Origin of the sequence: Streptomyces dengpaensis (assembly GCF_002946835.1) — a bacterium.
In the GTDB taxonomy this organism is placed as follows: Bacteria; Actinomycetota; Actinomycetes; order Streptomycetales; family Streptomycetaceae; genus Streptomyces; species Streptomyces dengpaensis.
Genome location: NZ_CP026652.1, coordinates 1,800,415 through 1,813,718, shown reverse-complemented (window position 1 = coordinate 1,813,718; position 13,304 = coordinate 1,800,415). Strand labels below are relative to the sequence as shown.

The window sequence follows — 13,304 nt, the reverse complement described above, 5'->3', positions numbered from 1 at the left end:
CGGAATACACGATGTTAGGCGGCTGCCCGGCAACAAGGAGGACACATGACGGCGACGACGAGCACCACGGACGAGTTCCGCGCCGCGCGGGACTTCCTGCTGGCGCACCGCGAGGACTACGCGAAGGCCTACGAAGGCTTCCGCTGGCCCCGCCCGCAGTACTTCAACTGGGCACTCGACTGGTTCGACGTCATCGCGCGGGGCAACGACCGCACCGCCCTGCACATCGTCGAGGAGGACGGCGAGCGCACCGAGATCTCCTTCGCCGAGATGTCCGAACGCTCGAACCGGGCGGCCAACTGGCTGCGCGCGCAGGGCGTCGGCGCCGAGGACCGCATCCTCGTCATGCTCGGCAACCAGGCCGAACTGTGGGAGACGGCCCTCGCCGCGATGAAGCTGCGCGCCGTCGTCATCCCGGCCACCCCGCTGCTCGGCGCCGCCGACCTGCGCGACCGCGTCGAGCGCGGCAGCGTCCGGCACGTCCTCGTCCGGGCCGAGGACGCGGAGAAGTTCGACGAGGTGCCGGGCGGCTACACCTGCATCGCGGTCGGCGGCTCCCGGCCCGGATGGCGGTCGTACGAGGAGGCGTACGCCGCCGACGCGGCCTTCGAGCCCGACGGTCCCACCCGGTCGGACGACCCGCTGATGCTCTACTTCACCTCGGGCACCACGGCCCGCCCCAAACTCGTCGAGCACACGCACGTCTCGTATCCGGTCGGCCATCTGGCGACCATGTACTGGATCGGGCTCAAGCCCGGTGACGTGCACCTGAACATCTCCTCGCCCGGCTGGGCCAAGCACGCCTGGTCCAACCTCTTCGCGCCCTGGAACGCGGAGGCGACCGTCTTCCTCCACAACTACACGCGCTTCGACGCGGGCCGGCTGATGGCGGAGATGGACCGGGCGCAGGTCACCACCTTCTGCGCCCCGCCCACCGTGTGGCGCATGCTCATCCAGGCCGATCTGACGCAGCTGCGCACCCCGCCGCGCGAGGCCGTCGCCGCCGGTGAGCCGCTGAACCCCGAGGTCATCGAACAGGTGCGACGTGCCTGGGGCGTCACCATCCGGGACGGCTTCGGACAGACCGAGACGGCCGTGCAGGTCTCCAACAGCCCGGGGCAGCAGCTGAAGACGGGCTCCATGGGCCGGCCCAGCCCTGGCTTCCGCGTCGAGCTCCTCGACCCGGTGTCGGGTGTGCCCGGTGCGGCCGAGGGCGAGATCGCGCTCGACCTGTCGGCGCGGCCGGTGGGCGTGATGACCGGCTACCACGGCGACGCCGACCGCACCGCCGAGGCCATGGCAGGCGGCTACTACCGCACCGGGGACATCGGCTCGCGGGACGCCGACGGATACATCACCTATGTCGGCCGGGCCGATGACGTGTTCAAGGCATCCGACTACAAGATCTCCCCCTTCGAGCTGGAGAGCGCGCTCCTGGAGCACGAGGCGGTGGCCGAGGCGGCCGTCGTGCCGGCGCCGGACGAGCTGAGGCTCGCCGTTCCGAAGGCGTACGTCGTCCTTGCGGCGGGTTACGAGCCGGGCCCCGACACCGCCAAGGTGATCTTCGAGCACTCGCGCACGGTCCTCGCGCCGTACAAGCGCATCCGGCGCCTGGAGTTCGGCGCACTCCCCAAGACCGTCTCCGGCAAGATCCGCCGGATCGAGCTGCGCGAGGCCACGGCCGCGGGCTCGGACGCCGAGTACCGCGAGGAGGACGTCCGGTGAGCGAGCTGCTGTCGTACGCGCATGGCACGAGCACCACACCACTGCTGGGTGACACGATCGGCGCCAACCTGGACCGGGCGATCGCCGCGTACCCGGAGCGCGACGCGCTCGTGGACGTGCCCTCCGGACGCCGTTGGACGTACGCCGAGTTCGGCGCCGCGGTGGACGAGGTGGCGCGCGGTCTGCTCGCCCAGGGCGTGCTGAAGGGCGACCGCGTCGGCATCTGGGCGATCAACTGCCCCGAGTGGGTGCTCGTCCAGTACGCGACCGCGCGGATCGGCGCGATCATGGTGAACATCAACCCCGCCTATCGCGCACACGAGTTGGCGTACGTACTGAAGCAGGCCGGGATCTCGGTCCTGATCGCCTCGCAGGCGCACAAGAGCAGCGACTATCGGGCTCTGGTCAACCAAGTCCGCGAGCAGTGCCCGGAGTTGCGCGCGACCGTGTACATCGGCGCCCCCTCGTGGGACACCTTGATCGCGGGTGCCGCGTCCGTTCCCGTCGAGCAACTGGCAGCCGTCGCCGCCGAATTGAGCTGCGACGACCCCGTCAACATCCAGTACACCTCGGGCACCACGGGCTTCCCGAAGGGCGCCACGCTCTCCCACCACAACATTCTCAACAACGGCTACTGGGTGGGCCGTACGGTCGGCTACACCGAGCAGGACCGGGTCTGTCTGCCCGTGCCCTTCTACCACTGCTTCGGCATGGTCATGGGAAACCTCGGAGCCACCTCGCACGGCGCCTGCATCGTGATCCCGGCGCCGTCCTTCGAACCCGCGGCCACGCTGCGGGCCGTGCAGCAGGAGCGGTGCACCTCCCTGTACGGCGTCCCGACCATGTTCATCGCGGAGCTGAACCTGCCCGACTTCGCTTCGTACGACCTGTCCTCGCTCAGGACCGGCATCATGGCGGGCTCGCCCTGCCCGGTCGAGGTGATGAAACGCGTGGTCGCCGAGATGCACATGGAGGAGGTCTCCATCTGCTACGGCATGACCGAGACCTCCCCGGTGTCCCTGCAGACGCGCAGGGACGACGACCTGGAGCACCGCACGGGCACGGTCGGCCGGGCCCTCCCGCACATCGAGGTCAAGGTCGTCGACCCGGTGGACGGCGTGACCACCGCGCGCGGCACCGCGGGCGAACTGTGCACCCGCGGCTACAGCGTCATGCTCGGCTACTGGAACGAGCCCGAGAAGACCGCCGAGGCCATCGACGCGGGGCGCTGGATGCACACGGGTGACCTCGCCGTGATGCGCGAGGACGGCTACGTCGAGATCGTCGGGCGCATCAAGGACATGATCATCCGGGGCGGTGAGAACATCTACCCGCGCGAGATCGAGGAGTTCCTGTACGCCCACCCGAAGATCGCCGACGTCCAGGTGGTCGGCATCCCGCACGAGCGGTACGGCGAGGAGGTGCTCGCCTGCGTCATCCCGCGCGACCCGGCCGATCCGCTCACGCTGGAGGAGCTGCTGGCCTTCTGCGAGGGGCAGTTGGCGCACTACAAGATCCCGAGCAGGCTGCGGATCCTGGACTCCTTCCCGATGACGGTCTCGGGGAAGGTGCGGAAGGTCGAGCTGCGGGAGACGTACGCCGAGTAGCCGCCGGGCCGGTGGTCAGCCCGCGGCGGCGATGAGCTGGTCGGCCGGGCTGTTCACCGGCTGCGGGGTGCCCGTGAGGTCGAGGACGAAGAGCGGGACGCCGAGGGTGTCGGCTCGGGCGCGGGCGTCGTCGGCGTAGCCCGCGAGGGAGAAGTACACGCAATCCGCCGACTCCGTCATGGCCGTCAGCCACAGGCACTCCACGTCGCGCAGCGAGACCGGGCGGACCGTGGGGTCCACCTGGGCCAGGATGCCGCGGGCGGCGAGCCCGATCCCGGACGGCGGCCGCTGGTCCGCCCGCCGGATGTCACGGTAGCCGAGCCAGCGCAGGTACAGCGCGGCCGCCGTGACGGCATCCCGCGCGGTACGGATGACAACCGGCTGGAACGCCGGGCGGGGTGGGGATGACGGGGCGCGGGGTGACCTTGCGGTGCGGCGGCTGTGCTCGCGACCTTGGCCCCGACCGCGGTCCGGCTCCCGGCCCAGGTCCCGGTCCGGCTCCTGGCCCCGGTCTTGGTCGCGGTCCCGGTCCTGGCCCCGGCCCGCATCCCGGCCCCGGTCCTCGCCCCTCTCTCGCGTCGGCCTGTCCGTCTCATGCGGGCGGTCATCCGGGGCGGCCGTTCGCGCTCGGGTTTCCGTGACTCCGTCGGCGTGCGCGTCGGCGGCCGTGCCCGGTGTCAGGTCCGCGCGCTGCGGGTGCCGTACCCCTCGGACCGGAATGCGCAGCGTCGTGCCGCAGGAGCATCCCAGCTCGGGGTGGGGCCACTGGCTGTCGCGGTCGCAGGCCGCGCAGTGGACGGTGACCCAGTCGTCGTCCCAGACGCGGTGGGTGACGGGCGACGGATCCGCGAGGCAGTCGAGCGGAGGCGTCACCGGCGCTCCGCACACGCACGGATACGCCGGTGCCGCGTAGAGATGCTCCAGGCGGCAGGCCGGACACCGTACCGGCACGGTCTCGGCCATGGCTTACTCCAGGACGTCACGTCGGGACAGCAGGTCCATCGTCCTCCAGGGAGGAGGCGTGCGGCAGGCAAACGGTTCCACAGCCACCACCGGCTCACGCCCCCTGCTCCCACTCTTGACGCCCCTCACCACGCCGCCTACATTGCTTCCAGATAGTAGAAGTTAGTTTCCGTAATACGGAATACCGGAAAAACGGAAACCGACTGGGAAACCAGCTCTCCGAGGGGCGCGACGGGAGCGTGAATCCGACAGCCGAAGCAGGAGTACTCCATGGCTCGTATGACCGCTGCCCGCGCGGCAGTCGAGATCCTGAAGCGCGAAGGCGTCAGTGACGCGTTCGGCGTGCCGGGCGCGGCGATCAACCCCTTCTACGCGGCTCTGAAGGCGTCCGGCGGGATCAACCACACCCTCGCTCGGCATGTCGAGGGCGCCTCACACATGGCGGAGGGCTACACGCGGACCCGCCCGGGCAACATCGGCGTGTGCGTCGGCACTTCGGGTCCCGCCGGCACCGACATGATCACCGGGCTCTACTCCGCCATCGGCGACTCGATCCCGATCCTGTGCATCACGGGCCAGGCCCCCACCGCCGTGATCCACAAAGAGGACTTCCAGGCCGTCGACATCGCCTCGATCGCCAAGCCGGTCACGAAAATGGCTGTCACCGTGCTGGAGGCCGCGCAGGTTCCCGGCGTCTTCCAGCAGGCGTTCCATCTGATGCGCTCCGGCCGTCCCGGTCCCGTCCTCATCGACCTGCCCATCGACGTCCAGCTCACCGAGATCGAGTTCGACCCGGAGACGTACGCGCCGCTCCCGGCGTACAGGCCCGCCGCCACCCGCGCCCAGATCGCGAAGGCGATCACCCTCCTCAACGCGTCCGAGCGTCCGCTGATCGTCGCCGGTGGCGGTGTCATCAACGCCGACGCCTGCGAACTCCTTGTAGAATTCGCCGAGTTGACGGGCACTCCGGTCATCCCGACCCTGATGGGCTGGGGCGTTCTGCCCGACGACCACGAGCTGAACGCCGGCATGGTCGGTCTCCAGACCTCGCACCGCTACGGCAACGCGACTTTCCTGGAGTCCGACTTCGTCCTCGGCATCGGCAACCGCTGGGCCAACCGCCACACCGGCAAACTGGACGTCTACACGGCGGGCCGTACGTTCGTCCATGTCGACATCGAGCCCACCCAGATCGGCAAGATCTTCGCTCCCGACTACGGCATCGCGTCCGACGCCAAGGCCGCCCTGGAGCTGTTCGTGGAGGTGGCACGGGAGTTGAAGGCGGCCGGCACGCTGCCCGACCGCTCCGCCTGGGCCGCCGCCGCGCAGGACAAGAAGGCCAGTCTCCAGCGCCGTACGCACTTCGACGACATCCCGATCAAACCGCAGCGCGTCTACGAGGAGATGAACAAGGCCTTCGGCCCGGAGACCCGGTACGTCACCACCATCGGCCTCTCGCAGATCGCGGGCGCCCAGATGCTGCACGTCTACCGGCCACGCCACTGGATCAACTGCGGCCAGGCGGGCCCGCTCGGCTGGACGGTCCCGGCCGCGCTCGGCGTCGCCAAGGCCGACCCGGGGGCGCAGGTCGTCGCCCTGTCCGGCGACTACGACTTCCAGTTCATGATCGAGGAGCTGGCCGTCGGGGCCCAGCACAGGATCCCGTACGTCCATGTCCTGGTGAACAACGCCTACTTGGGCCTGATCCGCCAGGCGCAGATCGGCTTGGACATCAATTTCCAGGTCAACCTGGAGTTTGAGAACATCAACTCGCCCGAGCTCGGGGTGTACGGCGTCGATCACATCAAGGTCGCCGAAGGTCTCGGCTGCAAGGCGATCCGGGTCACCGACCCGAGCGAGCTCGGGGCCGCCTTCGAGCAGGCCAAGAAGCTCGCCGTCGAACACCAGGTCCCGGTCGTCGTCGAAGCGATCCTGGAGCGCGTCACCAACATCGCGATGAGCAGGACGAACGACATCAGTGATGTCGTCGAGTTCGAGGAGCTCGCGACCGAGCCGGGCCACGCGCCCACCTCGATCAGGACGCTGAAGGTCTGACACCGTCAAGGAGCGCGACGGTCGGAGACTTCCTCCCGACCGCCGCGCTCCTTGGTGCTCCCCCGTACCCCCGTACCCCCGTACCCCCGTTCCCCCGTATTCCCCGTTCCCCCGTATTCCCCGTACGGAGCCCGCCGCCCCCGTGTCGGCGGGCCCCGCGTGACGAGAATGTGCCCTGAACCGGGGGGAGTTGAAGCCCCTTGACCGGTGTTCAGAGGTTGATTTGAGGGTTCCGTAGCGGGTCTACGTACGGTCGTGTACGGCTAGGCGCCCGCGGCGTCCGGGTGTTCCGTAAGGCCGGGCCAGTCGTCGGGGCCGCCGCCCTGCCACTCGATGACGTCGCTCTCCTCGACCTCGATCTCGTCGAGGTCGACACAGGCCCGGCGCAGAATCTCGACGACGTCATCGAGGTGGTAGGCGATACCGAGCGTCTCGTCCCCCATGGTCACCCGCCGCGACCCGTCCAGCGCCGGGGTGTGCACAACGATGCTGGGATAGTCCATGCCTCCAGGCTGCTGCGCGCTGCCTGGATCCGCACGCGGAGCACACGGCAGAGCGCCGGGTACGGAACCGTCCGTACCCGGCGCTCTGGGCCGATGACCTGTGAAGGTGGCTGGGACCGCGGCGGATGCGACGGCACCGGGGCCCGCCTTCCCTCAGGTCGAGAAGGGGGGCTCGGTCCTTCACCACCGCACTGGCTCGCACTCCGCCGCGGTCCTCACCTCGCCCGCGTCATCCGAGGACCACCCCTCATCGGGTCGCTCGGTCGTCGCGGACTGTGTGTCCGGAGGCTTGATCCCCCGTCAGGCTCCGGACACGGTCAGGGAGTTCAGTCATCACGCGCAGGGCGCGCTGGCGCCGAAGGTGGATCCGGGCCGCGGCGGCGCCTGGGCGCGACAGGACAGGTGTCGGCGCCGCGGCGGCCCGGAAGTCTGGGAGGGGGACTCAGACCTGGGCGCCGGACAGGCGCTCCACGGCCCGCAGCAGGGCCGAGTGGTCCAGGCCGCCGTCGCCCTGGGCGCGCAGCGAGGCGACGAGCTGGGCGACGACGGCGCCGGCCGGCAGCGCGGCACCGACATTGCGGGCGGCGTCCGTGACGATGCCCATGTCCTTGTGGTGCAGGTCGATCCGGAAGCCCGGCTTGAAGTCGCGGTTCAGGAAGTTGTCCTTCTTGCGCGCCAGCACGGTGGAGCCCGCGAGGCCGCCGCCCAGGACGTCGAGCGCGGCCTTCAGGTCCACGCCGGACTTCTCCAGGAAGACCACGGCCTCGGCGCACGCCTGGATGTTCACGGCGACGATCAGCTGGTTGGCGGCCTTCACGGTCTGGCCCGAGCCGTGCGGACCGCACAGCACGATGGTCTTGCCGAGCGCCTCGAAGATCGGCACGGCCTCGTCGAAGTCGGCCTGCTCGCCACCGACCATGATCGACAGCACCGCCTCGACGGCCCCGGCCTCGCCGCCCGACACCGGGGCGTCCAGGACGCGGATGCCCTTATCCTTGGCCGCCTTCGCGAGATCCACGGACGTCTGCGGCGTGATGGACGACATGTCGATCAGCAGGGCGCCGGACTTCGCGTTCTCGAGGATGCCGTCAGGCCCGTACGAGACGGCCTCGACCTGCGGGGAGGCGGGCACCATCGTGATCACGACGTCGGCGTCGCGCACCGCTTCCGCGATCGAACCGGCGGCCGTACCGCCCGCGGCGGCCAGACGCTCCAGCTTGTCCCGCTCCAGCGTGAAACCGGTGACGTCGTACCCGGCCTTGATCAGGTTCTCCGACATGGGCGAGCCCATGATGCCGAGACCGATCCACGCGACCGCGGGTCGGGTCGGGTGGGAAGAATCCGCGAGATTGCTCATGAGGGTGCCTCTCCAACTGCTCTGCTACGTCTGGGGGTTGCCGCTCAGCGGGCGGCTCGGGCCTCGCGCGGGAGCCACGCGAAGGCCTGCGTGCTCGGGCGGTCACCCGGCTTGTACTCCAGGCCGACCCAGCCCTCGTAACCAGCCTTGCGCAGCTGGCCGAGGAGGTCTTCCAGGGGGAGGGTGCCGGTGCCGGGGGCGCCGCGGCCGGGGTTGTCGGCGATCTGCACGTGGCCGGTCTTGGCGGCGTACCGCTCGATGACCGACGGCAGGTCCTCGTCGTTCATGGACAGGTGGTAGAGGTCCATGAGGAACCTGGCGTTGCTGAGGCCGGTCGCCTCGTTGACCTTGTCCACGATCTCGATCGCCTTGGGTGCGCTCACGATCGGGCAGAGCGGCGACTCGGGCTTGTTCAGCGCCTCGATCAGCAGGATCGCGCCGATGCGGTCGGCGGCCCGGGCCGCGAGGACCAGGTTCTCCAGCGCGAGTGTGTCCTGCTCGGCCGGGTCCACGCCCTCGGCGCGGTTGCCGTACAGGGCGTTCAGGGCCTTGCAGCCGAGCGACTGGGCGAAGTCCGCCGCCACGTCGATGTTCGCGCGGAACTTCTCCGACTCCGCGCCGGGGATCGACAGGGCGCCCCGGTCCGGGCCCGGCAGCTGTCCGGCGTAGAAGTTCAGGCCCGTGAGCTGGACGCCCGCATCCTCGATCGCCTTCTTCAGCGCGTCGAGCTCGGACTGCTCGGGCGTGGGGGAGTCGACCCAGGGCCACCACAGCTCGACCGCGGTGAAGCCCGCCGCGGCGGCGGCCGCGGGGCGCTCCAGGAGCGGGAGTTCCGTGAAGAGGATCGACAGGTTGACGTTGAAGCGCTGCTCTGCGAATCCCATGGGCGTCTGCGCTCCCTTCCGTTGTCGCCGTTGTCGCCGGTCGAGATTCCGTATTGCGGAAGTTAGTTTCTGTGTAATGGAAGATTGCCGCCGTGTGTCGGTGCTTGTCAAGAGGGGGTCCCCGGGAGAACGGCACCGCACAGGAGGTTGAGCGCGTGTGAGGGTGCAGCGCCGGCCGAGTTGGCGGCGGCACTCGATGAGCTGCGTAGGCACAAGGGTCTGAACTGCGAGGGTTTGCAGCGGGCGGTCAGGCCGGACCGGCTGCCTCGGAGCGCGATCAGTGACGCTCTGCGGCGCGGGAGGGGCTTGAGCGGCACGTCGACAGCCTCGCCGTACCTCATCTCGCCTGGCCGTGCTGGGGAGTTCGTCGTTGACAGGTTTAGCTAATGAGGCTAGCTTTTAGCTAACGGAGTTAGCTAGTCCTGGGGGGATGTCATGACCGAGAACCTTGCCGTCGACGGCGGCACGATCGCTTACGAGGTCGCGGGGTCCGGCCCGCTGATCGTTCTCGCGCACGGCATGGGCGACAGCCGCGCCGCGTACCGTGCTGTGATCCCGCCGCTGGTGGCGGCGGGCTATCGGGTCGCCGTGGTCGATCTGCGCGGCTGCGGTGAGTCCAGCGTCGGCTGGCCGGCCTGGAGCCGCACCGCCATCGCCGGCGACCTGCTCGCCGTGATCCGCCACCTGGGCGGCCCGGCCATGCTCGTCGGCCACTCGATCTCCGGCGGTGCCGCCACCATCGCCGCGGCGCAGGAGCCCTCGCTGATCACCGCGGTTGTCGAGTTGGCGCCGTTCACCCGCAAGCAGTCGATCCGCCTCGGCGACCTGCGGGTGAAGCGCTTCCGGCGGGGCATGCTGCGGCTGCTCGGCGCGGGCACGTTCGGCAGCGTGCCGCTCTGGCGCACGTACCTCGACGTGGCCTACCCCGGCGTGAAGCCGGCCGACTGGGCCGAGCGGCTCCGCCGCATCGACTCCCTGCTGCGCGAGCCGGGCCGGATGAAAGCCATGCAGGGCATGGGCCGCAGCGCCCCGACCGACGCCGGCGCGCAGCTCGGCAACGTCCGCTGCCCGGTCCTGGTCGTGATGGGCACGCTCGACCCCGACTGGGCCGACCCGCACGCCGAGGGTTCGGCGATCGTCGATGCCCTGCCGTCCGGCCTCGGTCGCCTTGAGATGATCGAGGGCGCCGGGCACTACCCGCACGACCAGTTCCCCGACCAGGTGGTTTCGCTCATGCTCGCCTTCTTCGGATCGGACGCCGCTCGTGCCTAGGGTCGGCCTGGACCCGGCGGCCGTGGTCGCGGCGGGTGCCGCCCTCGCCGACGAGGTGGGCCTCGCCAACCTGACGATGGGTTTGCTGGCCGAGCGGGTGGGCGTGCGTACCCCGTCCCTGTACAAGCACGTGGGCGGCCAGGAAGACCTCAACCGGCGCATCGCGGCCCTGGCGTTGCGCGAGGCTGCCGACGCCGTCGGCGGCGCGGTCCAAGGGTGCGCGGGCCGCGACGCCCTGGCGGCCGCGGCGCGCGCCTTCCGTGCCTTCGTCCTGGAGCACCCCGGCCGGTACGCCGCGACGATCGGCGTGGAACCGTCCGGCCCGGACGATCCGCTGGCCATCGCGGGTCAGCGGCTGCTCGGCGCGTTCACGGCGGTCCTGCGCGGCTACGAGATCGGAGAGTCCGACGTGGACCACGCCCTGCGCATGCTCCGCAGCCTCTGCCACGGCTTCGCCACGTTGCAGGTGGCCAACGGCTTCCAGTGGAGCGCCGACATCGACGAGAGCTTCGAGTGGCTGATCGCCTTCGCCGACCGGGGCCTGCGCGCTCCTTGAGAATGCCGTCGCCGTCGACCGCTTCGACATCATCGGCGCCTTGGCCTGCCTCGTCCGCATGGCCGTGATCATGTACGCCCCACGGGGCGCCGGCCCAGCGGACGCGGGAGCATTCCGCAACTTCCAACAGCCGCGCTTGCCAACAACTGCCATCGGCGGGTCTCCTCACGTAGGGGGATTCAAGGGCGGGTTGGGAGCTTCGGAGGTGGCGGGGCTCCCTCTCGCCTTGCGGCCGTCCCCCGGGGCGGCCTGGGTGCGCCAGCGGTCGGCCGACTCCATCGAGCGCCTCTGGCGTCCAGCCATGGCCAAGGTCAAGCTCCCCAAGGGCACCGGACCCCACGCCCTACGGCATGCCTGCGCATCTCTGCTGATCGCCGCGGGGGGAGTCCGTTAAGGTCGTGCCGGAGCGATTGGGGCACACCAACGCTGCGATGACCCTGAACGTCTATTGCCACCTCTTCCCTGAGGCAGAGGAACGGACCAGGGTGGCGGTGGCCGGGCGTTCGGTGCCCTGGCGGGGGAATGTGCCCCAGATGTGCCCTCTCAGTCGGAGGACTGAGGGAACGCGCAGGTCAGAGCCGATGCCATGGGGGCACAGTGCGATTGAGAGTGGAGTTCACGACCGAGCCCTTCGACCTAGACGAGGCGCCCCCGCACGCGTTGGTCGCCCGCGAGGTCATCGAGGCGTCCGAGCTGGACGCCGTGGACGTCGGCCCCTTCGGCAACACGGCGGAGGGCGGTGCGGACGTGGTGCTCACCGCGGTCGACGCGCTGCTGCGCAAGGCCCTGGAAGCGGGCGCCACCAGGATCTCGCTGCAGGTGAACGTGGTCGAGGAGGGCGACAGGTGACCGGCATCGGGGACGACCCCTTCGTCGCGGCGGTCAAGCCGCTGGTCGACGCCATGGGGGGCGAGATGCTGCCTCCCGGCGAGGCCGGTGCCGATGATGTCGTGCTGTCCTGGGAGGGCGTGGACGTCGTCGCCGTACGACTGCCCCAGCTCGCCGACTCCCTCGACCACATCCTGGCCGCCCTGGAGCGCAGGCAGGGCAAGCCGCTGGCCGACCTCGACCGCAAGGCCAAGCAGGAAGTGGTGCGCATACTGGAAGCGCGCGGAGCCTTCTCCGTGCGGCACGGCGTGGAGACGGTGGCGAGCGCGCTCGGAGTGAGCCGGTTCACCGTCTACAACTACCTCAACCGCGAGAAAGGGGCGTGAGGGGGCGCCACCTGCGCCACCGCTCTCGGGCCCTGAGCTGGTCACTTCCGTCTCGGGGCGCGCTCCCTCACCTCCGGATGCGCCCCCTCCGCCTCAGGGTGCGCCCCCTCGCCCTCGCCGCCGTCCGGACTGTCCCGGACGGCGGTTTTCGTTACCCGCATTTTTCAACAAAGTGTTGACGCGGTGTTGCCGAGGGCGTTAGCTATCCGCAGCCCGTCCAGCACAAGGCCACGGAGGCTTCCCGTGACGTCGAGTACGACACCTGGCGGCCTCGCCCGGTTCAACTCCCTGGAGGAGCACGCGGCTTCCGCCGCCCTCCACGAGGTGTGCGCCTCATCGGTATGGGGGAGTGCCCTGCTCGCCGGCCGCCCCTACGCCACCGCCGCCGGCCTCTTCGCCGCGAGCGACGCCGCCATGGCCCAGCTCACCACCGCGGACCTGGAGGAGGCGATGGCCGGGCACCCGCCGATCGGGCGGCCGAAGCCGGGGGATCCGACCTCGTCCCGGGAGCAGCGCGGCATGGCCGGCGCCTCCGACGATCTCAAGGCCGAGATGCTCGAACTGAACCTGGCCTACCAGGAGAAGTTCGGCCACGTCTTCCTCATCTGCGCCACCGGCCGGACCGGCGAGCAGATGCGCGACGCGGTCAAGGAACGGATCGGCAACACGCCCGAGCAGGAGGGCGAGAACGTCCGCGCCGAGCTGGGCAAGATCAACCGCATCCGCCTCGGCCATCTCGTACAGGAAGATCAGGCATGAGCACCGACACCACGGCCTCCGTGTCCACCCACATCCTGGACACCAGCATCGGCCGCCCCGCCGAGGGCGTCGCCGTCGCACTGTCGGCCCGCAGCGGGTCCGGCGCGCGGTGGCTGGCGCTCGGCGGATCCGCGACCGACGCGGACGGGCGCTGCAAGGACCTGCCGGCGCTGCCGGAGGGCACCACCCACGTACGCCTCGACTTCGCGACCGAGGCCTACTTCACCGCCAAGAAGCAAACCGCCACGAAACAAGCCGAGGCACAGCAGGACGCCCCCGCGCATCGGGACAGCGGCACGTTCTTCCCCGAGGTGACCGTCACCTTCGCCGTCAGGCCGGGCGAGCACTATCACGTACCGCTGCTGCTCAACCCGTTCGGCTACTCCGTTTACCGAGGGAGCTAGCAGAC

At 70.0% G+C, this 13,304-nt stretch carries 13 protein-coding genes and 1 pseudogene; 10 read left to right on the top strand and 4 right to left on the bottom strand.

Annotated elements, in window-relative coordinates:
- The first annotated feature begins 45 nt into the window (after positions 1 to 45).
- Positions 46 to 1,725 (top strand): AMP-binding protein, encoded by a 1,680-nt coding sequence (locus tag C4B68_RS08345; protein WP_099498751.1) that lies wholly within the window; start codon positions 46 to 48, stop codon positions 1,723 to 1,725.
- Positions 1,722 to 3,332: an AMP-binding protein gene (locus tag C4B68_RS08340; RefSeq protein WP_099498750.1), complete on the top strand. Its 1,611-nt coding sequence runs from the start codon at positions 1,722 to 1,724 to the stop codon at positions 3,330 to 3,332. The genes C4B68_RS08345 and C4B68_RS08340 overlap by 4 nt, the downstream gene beginning before the upstream one ends.
- A gap of 15 nt (positions 3,333 to 3,347) precedes the next feature.
- Here the strand turns inward: C4B68_RS08340 and C4B68_RS08335 are convergent, their stop codons facing one another.
- On the bottom strand, positions 3,348 to 4,295 hold the full coding sequence (locus C4B68_RS08335; RefSeq protein WP_099498749.1) for a hypothetical protein: 948 nt from the start codon (positions 4,293 to 4,295) through the stop codon (positions 3,348 to 3,350).
- A 270-nt stretch (positions 4,296 to 4,565) separates the two neighbouring features.
- Here C4B68_RS08335 and gcl point away from each other — a divergent pair, with 270 nt between their 5' ends.
- The gene (gcl, locus tag C4B68_RS08330) at positions 4,566 to 6,350 is read left to right on the top strand and encodes a glyoxylate carboligase (protein ID WP_099498748.1); all 1,785 of its coding nucleotides are present in this window, start codon (positions 4,566 to 4,568) and stop codon (positions 6,348 to 6,350) included.
- 263 nt (positions 6,351 to 6,613) lie between these two features.
- On the opposite strand, the gene C4B68_RS08325 is transcribed toward gcl, so the two are convergent.
- The 3 genes from C4B68_RS08325 to C4B68_RS08315 all read right to left on the bottom strand — a co-directional run bounded on the left by C4B68_RS08325 (position 6,614) and on the right by C4B68_RS08315 (position 9,094).
- A complete protein-coding gene (locus C4B68_RS08325; protein WP_099498747.1) occupies positions 6,614 to 6,853 on the bottom strand; it encodes a hypothetical protein in 240 nt (79 codons plus the stop codon).
- Between the two features lie 442 nt (positions 6,854 to 7,295).
- Entirely contained in the window at positions 7,296 to 8,210 is a 915-nt protein-coding gene (locus tag C4B68_RS08320) for a 2-hydroxy-3-oxopropionate reductase (protein ID WP_099498746.1), read from the bottom strand.
- Positions 8,211 to 8,254: 44 nt separating this feature from the next.
- Positions 8,255 to 9,094 (bottom strand): TIM barrel protein, encoded by an 840-nt coding sequence (locus tag C4B68_RS08315; RefSeq protein WP_099498745.1) that lies wholly within the window; start codon positions 9,092 to 9,094, stop codon positions 8,255 to 8,257.
- A gap of 435 nt (positions 9,095 to 9,529) precedes the next feature.
- Between C4B68_RS08315 and C4B68_RS08310 the strand changes: the two genes are divergently transcribed.
- The 7 genes and pseudogenes from C4B68_RS08310 to uraH all read left to right on the top strand — a co-directional run bounded on the left by C4B68_RS08310 (position 9,530) and on the right by uraH (position 13,299).
- A complete protein-coding gene (locus tag C4B68_RS08310; protein ID WP_099498744.1) occupies positions 9,530 to 10,366 on the top strand; it encodes an alpha/beta fold hydrolase in 837 nt (278 codons plus the stop codon).
- Positions 10,367 to 10,388: 22 nt separating this feature from the next.
- Positions 10,389 to 10,922 (top strand): TetR/AcrR family transcriptional regulator, encoded by a 534-nt coding sequence (locus C4B68_RS08305; RefSeq protein WP_099498743.1) that lies wholly within the window; start codon positions 10,389 to 10,391, stop codon positions 10,920 to 10,922.
- A gap of 16 nt (positions 10,923 to 10,938) precedes the next feature.
- A pseudogene (locus C4B68_RS44370) lies at positions 10,939 to 11,010 on the top strand (YnfA family protein); the annotation flags it as partial.
- A gap of 509 nt (positions 11,011 to 11,519) precedes the next feature.
- On the top strand, positions 11,520 to 11,771 hold the full coding sequence (locus tag C4B68_RS08295; RefSeq protein WP_099498742.1) for a YkoF family thiamine-binding protein: 252 nt from the start codon (positions 11,520 to 11,522) through the stop codon (positions 11,769 to 11,771).
- Positions 11,768 to 12,136 carry a helix-turn-helix domain-containing protein gene (locus C4B68_RS08290; protein ID WP_099499027.1) on the top strand — a complete coding sequence of 123 codons (369 nt, stop codon included), beginning with the start codon at positions 11,768 to 11,770 and terminating at the stop codon, positions 12,134 to 12,136. The genes C4B68_RS08295 and C4B68_RS08290 overlap by 4 nt, the downstream gene beginning before the upstream one ends.
- Positions 12,137 to 12,379: 243 nt before the next feature.
- Entirely contained in the window at positions 12,380 to 12,895 is a 516-nt protein-coding gene (gene uraD / locus C4B68_RS08285) for a 2-oxo-4-hydroxy-4-carboxy-5-ureidoimidazoline decarboxylase (RefSeq protein WP_099498741.1), read from the top strand.
- A complete protein-coding gene (uraH, locus tag C4B68_RS08280) occupies positions 12,892 to 13,299 on the top strand; it encodes a hydroxyisourate hydrolase (protein ID WP_099498740.1) in 408 nt (135 codons plus the stop codon). The genes uraD and uraH overlap by 4 nt, the downstream gene beginning before the upstream one ends.
- The last annotated feature ends 5 nt before the right edge of the window (positions 13,300 to 13,304 follow it).

Bases quoted from the DNA above. Each gene is read 5' to 3' on its own strand.
- C4B68_RS08345 (WP_099498751.1), top strand. From the start codon at position 46: ATGACGGCGACGACGAGCACCACGGACGAGTTCCGCGCCGCGCGGGAC.
- C4B68_RS08335 (WP_099498749.1), bottom strand. From the start codon at position 4,295: ATGGCCGAGACCGTGCCGGTACGGTGTCCGGCCTGCCGCCTGGAGCAT.
- gcl (WP_099498748.1), top strand. From the start codon at position 4,566: ATGGCTCGTATGACCGCTGCCCGCGCGGCAGTCGAGATCCTGAAGCGC.
- C4B68_RS08325 (WP_099498747.1), bottom strand. From the start codon at position 6,853: ATGGACTATCCCAGCATCGTTGTGCACACCCCGGCGCTGGACGGGTCG.
- C4B68_RS08320 (WP_099498746.1), bottom strand. From the start codon at position 8,210: ATGAGCAATCTCGCGGATTCTTCCCACCCGACCCGACCCGCGGTCGCG.
- C4B68_RS08315 (WP_099498745.1), bottom strand. From the start codon at position 9,094: ATGGGATTCGCAGAGCAGCGCTTCAACGTCAACCTGTCGATCCTCTTC.
- C4B68_RS08310 (WP_099498744.1), top strand. From the start codon at position 9,530: ATGACCGAGAACCTTGCCGTCGACGGCGGCACGATCGCTTACGAGGTC.
- uraH (WP_099498740.1), top strand. From the start codon at position 12,892: ATGAGCACCGACACCACGGCCTCCGTGTCCACCCACATCCTGGACACC.